Origin of the sequence: Bacillus sp. Xin1, assembly GCF_013314535.1 — a bacterium.
Taxonomy (GTDB): domain Bacteria; phylum Bacillota; class Bacilli; order Bacillales; family Bacillaceae_G; genus Bacillus_A.
The window spans coordinates 53,594-65,797 of the sequence record NZ_JABUAE010000002.1 but is presented as its reverse complement, the minus strand read 5'-3'; the positions used below and the strand labels follow the sequence as shown (position 1 = coordinate 65,797).

Genomic DNA, 12,204 nt, shown 5'->3' with positions numbered 1-12,204 from the left:
AGCTAACATTTTAACCTAACCATCATTAACTTTCGATAATGTAATTGTTTTCACTTTCACTCTAGTAACTTGAGTCAGAAAAGCATTATTCATCAACCTTATCTCAACGTTATATTCGGGATTATTTAGATGTAAGTTATCAGTTATTATAATAGATTTGTTAACTTTATATTCTAATAGTTTTGTGGTTCCTAAATTAGAAGTTATCTCAATTACAAAATCACAAGGATGATCTATCTCTAATTCTAAATTAAATAAATAAGAACCAGCTTCAAGATGAATGTATGGACCATAGAATACTGCCCCAATACCTTGAACAGATATCCACCCCTCCAAATCATAATTTGTAGGAATATAAAATGGTTTAGGAGAATTTAAATATAGGGAAGTAATAACATAGGGAGAATGAAATTTTAGTACTGTATCATCAATAAATATTTCCTGATCACGCTTCTTATTTATTTCTAAAACAGCAATTCCATTTGAACCAGGAAATGGAGATGAAAAAATAGTATTAATTAGCTCATCTTTTAAGCACGGTGACCATATTTGTCGTGGATTAGTCCAGGTCGTCTCCATATCAATTTTTTTATAATATCTAATAGTAAGTTCATCTTCAGGTATATTATATTTCTTAGTCAACAATTGCATATAAAGATCATCAAATTGTATTAACCATCCTAAATCCATCAACTTTCCAAAGGGAACTGTTATTAATGCATGCCCATCCTTTTTTAAGAGGTTATAAATCTTTATAATTGCTTTCAGAGGTCCCTCTTTATCTCGACTTATATCTTCTTCTCCATAAGAACCAGTTGGATCTTTTAATTGTCCAATATGTTCAACAGTTGATACACTTATAATTGCATCATACTTTTCTTTTGGATTATATTCCATCAAATCCACATTTAAAACTCCTGGAGAAATTTCGAATTTATCAACAATATCTCTTGTAATAGATTCTTGCAAGTAAGACTGTAGTACATTTCCAACTTCAAGTACGCGACTAAATTTATACTTCATTAAAAAATCAATCCCTATTGGTACCTCGATGCATCTTTCTGATATATTATTAATCGGCACTTGATTATAAAAAAGTTTCCCGTCACCATATTTAAAAGTATCCGAGTATGGAAGTTTAGTAAATAGTCCCATAAATCCCCCTCCTTTACTCACTTTATTTTTTAAGCAAAAAGAGAATATTATATCACGGTATCCCACAGCAAGTGTTTCTACAGTCGTAGAATGACGTGAAGCACTGTGCCCCATTTGAATTCTTAAACTTTTGTTATTCACTAAATGAATTAACGATTCTTTTATATCTTGAATTTCATGCTCGTCAGTTCTAACTTTTAAACATACCTCATCAGGAAGTTCATTAAAAAATCCTATCTTACTTACAATGCTTGGTTTCCCTGCAGCCATTGCTCTAATAATTGTAGAAGAAGTCTCACCGACAGACGGATTTCTAAGATTTACAATAATATCACTTAATCTAATTAACTTTGAAAAATCTTCTTCACTTACTTCCCCCATGAACCTAATCCGTTGTGAAAGACCTAATTGTATAATCAAATTATTTATTGCAGTAGTATACGCTGTATCAAATTGAGGACCAATAATTAACACCAGGGTATTCTCACTAAGTAGAGGCATTGCTTGTTTATATGCCAGAATGAATTCATATATTCTTTTAGTAGGTGCTACAAAACCCGGAATAGAAATTACAACAGCATTTGGTATAAAGAATTTATTTCTTATTATATTCACATTATCATTAGGAGTTTTATCTAGAGGCATCGCCATAGGAAGCCAAAATACAGATTCCTCGGGAGAATCAGTTAATAATTTATTCTTCGAAAATTGACTATGAACAATTAACCCCTTTGAATTATCTATTATTCGCTTTAATAACGGTTTTCCGTAAACATCCGGACTTTTCCTCCCAGCAAGTACTTCAATGGCTTCTTGTTCTCCTACCTCTCCGTAATTATATTTCATCTCTTGAATGTAAATTGAATTATCTTCATGCATACCAAGTGAATAATATACAAGATGTTGATTAATATCATGAAGCACCGTTAACCCAGGATACAAATGTATAAAGGGAAGCATGTAACTATGAAAAAGACTACAACCAAATTGGTAAACAATTTCATCATAAAGTTCATACTGGAATTGAGGATATGGAATGATATTACAGAAGTGTTTTAATAAAGGATTTTCAGGTACATAATTACTCCCGATAACAATATCAATATCAAAAAAATCTTTTAAGTGCATCAAAAGCTCTTCACTATAATCTGAAACACCAGATTTTAACGGCCTTAACGGTGTAAAAAAAGCAATTTTTAGTTTACTCATAATTTCCCCATTTTTCCTCCCGCCAAAAATTATTTCCTTTTTTAGAAATCATCCTATATTCATTGCATCTATTTCTATCCAGACAATACTTTAAAATATCTCAAAACAAAACTTTCTCTTTACACTTACTTTTGTTTCAAATCGCTACAAAAATCCCTTATTAAATTAAGTTCAACTTTTCAAGCCGTCCATAAATCATTTCACCTACTACTTGCGCTGAAAAATTTTTATGAACGTCTGCTTTCCCTTTTTCTGCAATATTGCTATACCATAATGAATTTGAGACAAGTTTCCGCATATAATATACTGCGTGATCAATATCAGGTTCTGCCCAGATTTGATCATGTTTATAAGGACCATAGTCTTCTCCAACTTTAACAAGTGTATAATCAACCATACAAGAATTTTCGCTATTCATAAAATCCGTATTTCCAGACCAATTCGTACCAATTACCGGCTTCCCTAAATACATTCCCTCCGCTAGTACAAGTCCAAAACCTTCCGAACGATGTAAAGAGGCTATGCAATCAACAGCTTGAATTAACGCATTTATCTCTTCTCGGCTCAATGTTTGATTAATAAGATAAATGTTACTATTATCTTGAATTAAATTCTGAAGCTGTTTTAATTCTTCTGCATTATTCTGTGAACCATTCACTTTCAATACCAATCCCACAGAAGCATCGTCTTTAGAGAATGCCTCTTGAAATGCTTTAATAACTGAAAGTGGATTCTTTCGTTGCGATACACTTCTAGTATCATACATAGCAAGAAACAAAAATCGATCTATCGGTAATCCAAAGTACCCTCGATCTATACCTTTAGAGCACTCGACTTGAATACAATGCGGAATACGAATAACAGGAAGGTTGGTTTTCTTCGATACTGCCTCTAATACAAAAGACGAGGGAACCCATACTTCATCTAAAAGTCTGAAACTACTAATCCATTCTTCTGGAAGTTCTGGCAATTCCCAATGCCAATAGCCAATATTATAACGCCCATTAAAAAAACGATGCCCAAGCTTCCTGTGAGCCGTCGGAAGTACATCTGGATTCATATGAAAAATATTCACATTATAGATAGGAAGCTTTATTTCCTTATCTACCCAAGATAAATCCATTGATGGATATGGAAGTGGATAATTAATGATACCAAATGGAATATTTGTACTTTGAATAGACCTTGCTGCTAAGCGACAAGATTCTCCTAATCCAGCTTCAAGCCGAGCAAATCCTACTAAATTAATGCCTTTTTTTAAATATGGTGATACTCGTGTATTCACTTGTTTTAGTGAATAATCTTCTGATTTTATAATATTAAATCTTGAAAAAAAATCTTCTTCCTCATAATATTCATTAGCAAGATTATATTGCGCCCATTTCAATAATCCCATTTGATCCCTTTGCAGTGGATCTGAAAAAGCTTTTTGTAAATCAGACCTACTTTTATAGATTTCATAAAGTAGATTAGGGATATATGTATTATGACGAACTGGAGCTAACGCCCATTGAAAAAAAGAATCCCATTTTGAAAATACAGAAGTATCTTTTATCATCTTAAAACGGGTCGATAGATCGTCATCAATAGGATATTCCTGCGCTAAGTGAGTTTGAGCCCATTTCAATAATCCTCTTTGATCTCTTTGTAATGGATCTGGAAAAGTTTGTTGCAAATCGTCTCTATTTTTGTAAATTACATATAACAAATTAGGAATATGAGTATTTTCATGAACGGGAGAAAGACACCATTGAAGTGTTTTATGAGCTATTGAGTCTTCCATATTGCTCCCTCCTATAATAAAAACAACAAAAAAAATCATTTAACAGATCGTCTTATGTAATATATGCAAATAGACTTATCCACATGATACTACAGTAATAAAATACACACAGATTTTCAAATTATGCAGCTTCCTTAAAGCCCACGTATTTTAAACTAGTGAAAAATTTAGACGTTGGAATCATTTTTAAATTTTCATACATTTTATATTTCACTTGTCCCACTTTTTTCATATATTAATATTAAATGGTATATAAAAAGTATATCCACTTTCATTTCCCGGCTCTTTAAACCTGAAGTACAAATTTTTTAATGATTGTATGTCCAATATGCAGAAAGATATACCATAATTTTTGAACACAATATATAAAAAGAAATCACCTCAAGTTCCACTTATTTATTTTTTCACAACAAGGAGGTATATTATATGAGTATAATAAATAGAGAAACTTTTTTTAAAATTTTTGGAAGCGGTACATTCAATGGCCCACCACCTCTGTTTACAGGGGCCGATGTTGAACCATTAATAGCATTTTCAAGAACTTTCCGACCTAAAACAGTAATTGAAATCGGCATTCAGCGAGGAGAAACTGCAAAATGTATCTTGGACAATAGCCCTTGGGTTGAAAAATATATAGGTATAGACTTAGCCCCTGGTTCTCAAACTTCATTATCTCTCCAACAACACGAAGTCCCTCAAATTGTTGGAGAGTATGTTAAAGATGACCCTCGAGTAGAGCTAATTATAAAACCCAATGGTTCAAGAGATATAAAACCATCCGATCTTCCTACAGCAGACTTAATCTTCATCGATGGGGATCATTCTTTAGAAGGAGTTATGTTAGACACTCTTTTAGCACGTCAAGTCATACGAAAAGGCGGAATTATATGTTGGCATGACTATGGTAATCCACCTGTAATCGATGTAACAATTGCTATTAATAGCTTGAATATAAACGAAGGCGATCATATTTGTCTAATTGAGCATGGTATGCTGTGTTTTCAGTTTTCTAGAACAGGCAGATAAAGTTTTCTTACTGTTTAAATTCTGTTCATCTTAAGGGACAATCATCCTTTTTTATTCACCAGAAAATATATAGATAAAAAAACACTATTCAAATTTCTAGTTACACTTTACACTTTTCTTAATACTTATTTTGTATATACGAATTCGGTACACTAAACTTTTCTGTATTTTTTAATTGTTCATCTATCCCCTAATTACACAATGCTTATCTTTTGAAAAAATTCAACTTTAAACAAAAGTTCTAGGACTCCTCGTTTAAAGTTGAATTTTTCTTATGAATTCAATACCTCATCTTTTCGTATTTCATGTATGTAGTATATTGTTCCAAATCCCTAGATAATGCTTTATATGCTGTGCCTACAATCGAGTGCACACATTCCTTAATAAAGATACATAATACGACATGTCCTATAAAGATAGGCTGCTGCCCATAACATTTTTCTCCGCTAGTGCATTAAATAATTGTAGTAACTATATGTAAAAGGGATACTTTCTACATTAAAGAATACAAGGGGATACTCAAAATCTTTCTGAACATAAATCGTTCAACCTATTGCAGAAATTGGAGGCTCTTTAGCTTAAATAGCAGAAACTCATATACCTTAATGCACTTTTCAGGAAAATTACAAGAAAAATCAAACGATAATAAGATCTTTTTATTAACTATTATCATTTGAAACAAGCCTCGGGAGCGGAAAATAAAAGATACTAGCAATCTCCACCAAGCTGAATATTTTTAATAAAGGGGCCATTTAGACAGCTTAGTAAATTTATATAGGCTCCTAAGATCATATATTACAAACCAAATATAAAATACAATGCTACGTTCTTGACATATACAAGCAAAACAGAGAGAGGGAGCTCCCTAATATGAGCGTAAGATTACGAGAAAGGCGGTAAAATATGAAACTGATTTTATTATCTGGAGGATCAGGAAAACGACTTTGGCCGTTATCAAATGATTCCAGGTCAAAGCAATTTTTGAAAGTTCTTCGAGATGAGGATGGAAATCCAGAATCCATGCTACAACGTATATGGCGACAAATCCATTCAGTTGGTTTAGAAAATTTCACCTATATTGCCACAAACAAGTCTCAAACAGATATCATTCAAAGTCAACTAAGCGACACTATTCCCCTAATCATTGAACCAGATCGTCGAGACACATTTCCTGCTATTTCTTTAGCATCTGTTTATCTGCACTCCGTTCTTAATATTAGTTTAGACGAAATAGTTTGTATAATGCCTGTTGATGCTTATGTGGAAGATTCCTTTTTTAAAACATTACTGCAGTTTGAAAATGTTCTAACAGATTCTGAAGCCTCTCTTGCATTAATAGGCGTACAACCTTCATATCCATCTGAGCAATATGGCTACATCATACCTAACATTAATCCTTCCCTTCCCTTAACATCCTCATATATGGAGGTTGATCATTTCATAGAAAAACCTGATCAATATACAGCAGAAAGATTAGTAAATGAAAACGCCCTTTGGAATTGTGGAATATTTGCTTTCAAACTAGGATTCTTAATCCAATATTTAGCTGATAAAAAAATGCCTCTACAATACAAACAGCTTACCAATCAGTATTTCAACCTTCCTAAGAGGAGTTTTGATTATGAAATCGTAGAAGAATGCTCTCATATTGTTGCAATACCATATAAAGGTACATGGCGTGATCTTGGAACATGGAGTACCTTGTCAGAAATTCTAGAAACACCAATTGTCGGAAAAGGTATGATTAGCGAAAACTCTTGTAATACACATCTTATCAATGAACTAAATTTGCCTGTAATTGTGACCGGTCTTTCTAACAGTATTGTGGTTACAAGCCCTGACGGTATTTTAGTAGCTGACAAATTGCAAAGCGGACAGATTAAAGAGTTTATAGAATGTTACAACCAGAGACCTATGTACGAGGAGCGGCGCTGGGGATGGTACCGTGTTCTAGACTATAGTAAATTGCCAGACGGAAATGAAGTACTTACAAAAAGACTTAAGATACTTGCTGATAAGAATTTAAGTTATCAATTGCATTGTAAGCGCCAAGAAGTTTGGAGTATTATCTCAGGTGAAGGCGTAATCATTATTGACGGGGCATTTAAAACTGTAAAACCTGGAGATGTAATTCAAATTCCTGTGGGGACTAGGCATGCACTAAGAGCAACTTCTGATTTAGAATTTATAGAAGTTCAAATGGGAAGCGAACTTATCGAAGAAGATATTGTGCGCATTTATATGACTTGGGAAGAAATTGAAGAAAATTTAAAATAAATTTTGTAGTATAATTTTGAGATATTTCACCACTTCACTTTTATATACTACGAGAATTTGTAGCGAACTACTCATTTAGGTTTTTAACATTTCCATCCCCTCATTAAAATATAAGGAAACTTATTAAGAATGATATAAATGTATACCTAAAATTAAATTCTCAAAATGAGGTGGATGGGATTATAAAAGAATTATTTCATCATGCGCGTTTACAAATTAAAATAATCTAGCAACAAGTGTACTATATTCAGACGCTGGAAATATTAAGGGATTAGATTTTTATTCAATCTACTTTTTTCCCCTTAGTATAACCTCATAAAAATTCCCTGTTGCAGAAAGAGTATCAAAATGTTCTAATATTTCATTTTTATTTAAAGCAACAGCCATATCGGGATGATTTGGCATTACAACCCCAAAACTTGAAAAATAATCAAATATATTTCTTACTTGTTCTTTTGAAGTTCCATTCCGAAGTAAATGATAAGGAGAGTATTCCATAACAACTGTTGTCCCCTCCTTCATAAGGGGCAAACACGATTCAAGAATTTCAAGGTCACTTCCTTGCGTATCAATTTTCACTACATCAAAGTACTCAGGCGAACGCTCGTCCAAGTATTGTTTTAAAAATTCCACAATATTTACCGAATGAACACGATTTGACGAAGTGCTAAAGCATCCTATATCGTAATCTCCATTTAATGGTTGCGCAGTACGATGATCCCCATAATTCATATTATTTTTATAAAAAGTTGTAAATCTTTGTTCTTTACCTAAAGCGTAGTTAAACGTATAGATGTTCTTTATATGATTTAGTTCAATATTCATATTTAATAGTGCATAATTTATTGGATCCGGTTCAAAACAATATATTGTTACTGTAGGGGAAAGCTTCGCTAAAGGAATAGAAATTACACCAATATTCGCACCTGCATCCAGAATATGACTTCCTGGCTTCATAATAGAGTTTAGGTAGTTTAATACATGAGTTTCAAAAGTCATACCTGCCCTTAAAAGATTACTAATCACAATATCTGCTTGATGTGTAATAAATTGAAGTTGAATACCATTAAACATTACATTTGCCATTGCAAAAGGATACAATATAGTCCATCTCCTTACCCACCTTTTAATATATTTATAATATGATTATGAAATTTGATATGTGCGTAATAGAAGGAAAACTTATGATCCATCAGCTGCCCGATTCTTACTATTAACCACTACGTTTTTTCTATTTCCCCCCCTTATCTTATAAGCTATCATAATAAATATTATGATAGCTTTACTATATAAGTTCCTCGTTCTTTCTACAGAGCTCTTTTCATTATCTTATTTACAAAAAGTATAATAAGATTTAACACTTCACATTTATAATATAAAACTAGTCATCTTTTTCTAAATTAACTAGTATATTTTTATACCCTGCATCATTTTCCTCTAAATCTTTCCTTCTCCTTAAGGTATTCTTTCAAACCTTCTCGCCACGGTTTCATTACATGAAATCCATTTAATCGCAATGCATAAGAATCCAAAACCGAATAGGCAGGACGTAAAGCACCCGTACTAAACCCTTTCGTAGAAATAGGTGTCGTATTGACCTTGATATCACATAAAGAAAATATCCCTTTAGCAAACTCATACCACGTACAAGCCCCGGCATTAGATCCGTGATACGTTCCATATAGTTCTGTCTCCATCAATTCTTTCACACATTGCACTAAATCTTTTACATGGGTTGGAGATCCTGTTTGATCATTCACTACTTTAATCCCAAGCTGATTTTTAGCAAGCTTCAACATCGTTTCAACAAAGTTATTTCCATACTTGCCGTAAAGCCAAGAAGTACGCACAATAAAGTGGCGTGAATGAAAATTCTTAACAAAGTTTTCTCCTGCATATTTTGAGGCTCCATACACGTTTATCGGATTAGGAGTATCAAACTCATCATAACCGGTGTCTTTTTTTCCATCGAATACATAATCCGTGCTAATATAAACAAGTTTAGCTGCCATCTTCTCTGCTACTACAGCAACATTTCTTGTTCCAAGAGCATTTACAAGAAATGCTTTATCTCTTTCAGCTTCAGCTAAATCTACTTTTGTGTATGCAGCACAATGAATAATAGTATTAGGATTTATTTTTCTTAAAATGAGATCAACTTTTGAAAAATCCGTTATGTCCATATCTTCCCTGCTTAAAGCACAAACTCGATAACCTAAATCATGTAAATCTTCAGCAAACTGTCTGCCTAATTGCCCCTTCGCCCCAGTAATCGCTATTACTTTCTTCATAACTCTCTCCCTCTACTAAGATGTACCGTATTTTAGAGGCTTCCACCAGGTTTCATTCCGTTTATACCATTGAATAACCTCCTGAAGGCCCGCTTCAAATGTATATACTGGCTTCCATCCAAGCTCTTTTTTGATTTTTTTAGCATTAATAGCGTAGCGCCAATCATGTCCTAGCCGATCCTTTACAAATGTAATTTGATCTTTAGAGGCGCCTAGCTGTTCAAGAATGAGCTCTACAATTTCAATGTTGCGCTTTTCATTATTTCCTCCAATATTATATATTTCTCCTTTTTTCCCTTTATGCAGCACTAAATCAATAGCAGTACAATGATCATATACATGAAGCCAATCTCGAACATTTCTGCCCGTTCCGTATACAGGCAACGGTTTAGTCTCCAAGGCATTTGTAACCATAAGAGGAATCAATTTCTCCGGATATTGATAAGGACCATAATTATTAGAACAACGGGTAATATTGACATGTAAATCATACGTTTTACAGTAAGCCAATGCGATTAAATCAGCACTCGCTTTACTAGAAGAGTAAGGACTGTTAGGGTTCAATGGCGTATCCTCTGTGAATACTCCTGTTTCCCCCAATGAACCGTACACTTCATCAGTAGAAATTTGAATAAATTTTTCAATTTGATTTGCAAGAGCAACTTCTAACAATGTTGTTGTTCCTAATATATTTGTAGAATAAAAGATTTGTGGATTTTCAATACTGCGGTCAACATGTGATTCTGCGGCAAAGTTAATAATACTGTTAATTTCATATTGATCTATTACATGATAAAGCAATTCTTTATTTTGAATATCGCCTTTAATAAACCGGTAATTCTTTCTACCCTTTATCTCTTCTAAATTCAATAAATTTCCGCAATAAGTCAATACATCGTAATTAATAATGTTATAATGCGGGTACTTCTTAACTAAAAACCTTATAAAATTACTACCAATAAAACCTGCTCCGCCTGTTACTAAAATATTCATGTGCGTTTCTCCCTAAAATGAAAATTATGATTACCATCTTGTAAAGACGGCAATTCCTGGTCTTTGTCGGATAGAACGGGATACTTAACCGGCCAATCAATTTGCAATTCTTCATCATTCCAGCGTATCCCGCTATCAGATTGAAAATCGTAATGTTCATCGACCTTATACATGACAATTGTGTTAGGGACTAATGTACAAAAACCATGTGCATATCCTTTTGGTACAAGCAACTGCCGATGATTATATTCACTTAATATAAATCCTTGCCATTTCTTATATGTCGGGGATTCTTTTCGCAAGTCCACGATAACATCAAATATAACTCCTTTCATCACCTGTACAAGCTTCGTTTGAGCTTTAGGATTTGTTTGAAAATGCAAGCCTCTTATTGTTCCTGCTTCCACCGATTTTGATATATTGTCCTGAACGAATTGATACGGCACTTGTAATTGCTCAAAGACTTTTTTATTATAGCTTTCTTTAAAAAAACCCCTATGATCCTTATATACGTCCGGCTCTACAATGTGTACATTCTCGAATAAAGTTTCAATTACGTTCATTTTCGCTATCACCTCCATTATTCAGTTTTTTCACCAAATTCCTTCCCGAATCGGATTTCTCTTACGAGTACATTGCTACGCCAAAGAGGGTCATAAACCTCTCTGCTACTTCATCACTCCATTAAATATATAGGTTAATATTCTTCGTTATTTTAATATGCTATTGCTAATTGATTGCCAGAAAGTAAATGATTCCTTATTACTTTTGTCGTGGGATATAGACGTGATTCTGTACCATCAGTAAAAATAACTCTTTTCATCTAATCTTAACTTTAATCGGTTCCTTACTTACTCCACGAATAGCAAAATAAACATATCTCTTTATTTATTTTACTTTTTAAACATCTTATATATGCCGTTTATAACCATACGGTACTAGCTGAATCCTGTACAATTTTAATTTCTTCTGTTCATTTCATTGCTGATTCCATAATGACATGGAATATTTAACGTAGTACACACATAAAAAGAGGCCTACTGTTTTCAGTCGGTTACTGGATTTTTAAAATGGCATTTATTACTCAAATTAGATATTTAAATTGATATAAAAGGGTGTATTTATCGGAACATTCTTCGCACAAAATCTATCTATTTTCATATATTATAAGTGTTATTAAATATCAACTTAATTGATAAAAAGAAAGGGGAATTTGTCTATGGCTTTCTTACTATGTAAAAGTAGCATTTGTCGCCAGTTTGCCAACATACCACTTGGAACTATTATAACGGTCGTAGGTAAATCTGGTTTTGTTTATGGACCAGCCAAACTTATAGACTTTAATAACTGGACTGGCATAGTTACATTAGAAGAAGAAGATTTACCATCTCCAAGTGCGACGAACATTATAAAAATTAGTTGTAATAATGTTGAAAGCATCATTACAACAGAAGAATAGAAATCATTGTT

General features: G+C 33.0%; 9 protein-coding genes. 3 read left to right on the top strand and 6 right to left on the bottom strand.

From position 1 onward, the window contains the following. Positions 1-15 precede the first annotated feature (15 nt). Entirely contained in the window at positions 16-2,364 is a 2,349-nt protein-coding gene (locus tag HRG09_RS03450; protein WP_174099366.1) for a glycosyltransferase, read from the bottom strand. Between the two features lie 160 nt (positions 2,365-2,524). Next, entirely contained in the window at positions 2,525-4,147 is a 1,623-nt protein-coding gene (locus HRG09_RS03445; protein WP_254610017.1) for a glycosyltransferase, read from the bottom strand. Positions 4,148-4,573: 426 nt separating this feature from the next. Here HRG09_RS03445 and HRG09_RS03440 point away from each other — a divergent pair, with 426 nt between their 5' ends. Together HRG09_RS03440 and HRG09_RS03435 are read left to right on the top strand one after the other, a co-directional pair. Then, the gene (locus HRG09_RS03440) at positions 4,574-5,173 is read left to right on the top strand and encodes a class I SAM-dependent methyltransferase (protein ID WP_174099365.1); all 600 of its coding nucleotides are present in this window, start codon (positions 4,574-4,576) and stop codon (positions 5,171-5,173) included. Positions 5,174-6,076: 903 nt separating this feature from the next. Next, a complete protein-coding gene (locus HRG09_RS03435) occupies positions 6,077-7,450 on the top strand; it encodes a sugar phosphate nucleotidyltransferase (protein WP_174099364.1) in 1,374 nt (457 codons plus the stop codon). 288 nt (positions 7,451-7,738) lie between these two features. Here the strand turns inward: HRG09_RS03435 and HRG09_RS03430 are convergent, their stop codons facing one another. The 4 genes from HRG09_RS03430 to rfbC all read right to left on the bottom strand — a co-directional run bounded on the left by HRG09_RS03430 (position 7,739) and on the right by rfbC (position 11,297). Continuing rightward, positions 7,739-8,551: an FkbM family methyltransferase gene (locus tag HRG09_RS03430; RefSeq protein WP_174099363.1), complete on the bottom strand. Its 813-nt coding sequence runs from the start codon at positions 8,549-8,551 to the stop codon at positions 7,739-7,741. Positions 8,552-8,877: 326 nt separating this feature from the next. Then, complete coding sequence (gene rfbD, locus HRG09_RS03425) at positions 8,878-9,741, bottom strand: dTDP-4-dehydrorhamnose reductase (protein WP_174099362.1); 864 nt, start codon at positions 9,739-9,741, stop codon at positions 8,878-8,880. Positions 9,742-9,756: 15 nt separating this feature from the next. After that, on the bottom strand, positions 9,757-10,734 hold the full coding sequence (rfbB, locus tag HRG09_RS03420) for a dTDP-glucose 4,6-dehydratase (RefSeq protein WP_174099361.1): 978 nt from the start codon (positions 10,732-10,734) through the stop codon (positions 9,757-9,759). Beyond that, positions 10,731-11,297, bottom strand: a complete 567-nt coding sequence (gene rfbC, locus HRG09_RS03415; protein ID WP_174099360.1) for a dTDP-4-dehydrorhamnose 3,5-epimerase — start codon at positions 11,295-11,297, stop codon at positions 10,731-10,733. The genes rfbB and rfbC overlap by 4 nt, the downstream gene beginning before the upstream one ends. Before the next feature lie 656 nt (positions 11,298-11,953). On the opposite strand from rfbC, the gene HRG09_RS03410 reads away from it, so the two are divergent. Continuing rightward, positions 11,954-12,193: a CGEA protein gene (locus HRG09_RS03410; RefSeq protein WP_174099359.1), complete on the top strand. Its 240-nt coding sequence runs from the start codon at positions 11,954-11,956 to the stop codon at positions 12,191-12,193. Positions 12,194-12,204: the final 11 nt, after the last annotated feature.

Coding starts and splice junctions, on each gene's coding strand:
- HRG09_RS03450 (WP_174099366.1), bottom strand. CDS start 2,364: ATGAGTAAACTAAAAATTGCTTTTTTTACACCGTTAAGGCCGTTAAAA.
- rfbD (WP_174099362.1), bottom strand. CDS start 9,741: ATGAAGAAAGTAATAGCGATTACTGGGGCGAAGGGGCAATTAGGCAGA.
- HRG09_RS03445 (WP_254610017.1), bottom strand. CDS start 4,147: ATGGAAGACTCAATAGCTCATAAAACACTTCAATGGTGTCTTTCTCCC.
- HRG09_RS03435 (WP_174099364.1), top strand. CDS start 6,077: ATGAAACTGATTTTATTATCTGGAGGATCAGGAAAACGACTTTGGCCG.
- HRG09_RS03440 (WP_174099365.1), top strand. CDS start 4,574: ATGAGTATAATAAATAGAGAAACTTTTTTTAAAATTTTTGGAAGCGGT.
- rfbB (WP_174099361.1), bottom strand. CDS start 10,734: ATGAATATTTTAGTAACAGGCGGAGCAGGTTTTATTGGTAGTAATTTT.
- HRG09_RS03410 (WP_174099359.1), top strand. CDS start 11,954: ATGGCTTTCTTACTATGTAAAAGTAGCATTTGTCGCCAGTTTGCCAAC.
- rfbC (WP_174099360.1), bottom strand. CDS start 11,297: ATGAACGTAATTGAAACTTTATTCGAGAATGTACACATTGTAGAGCCG.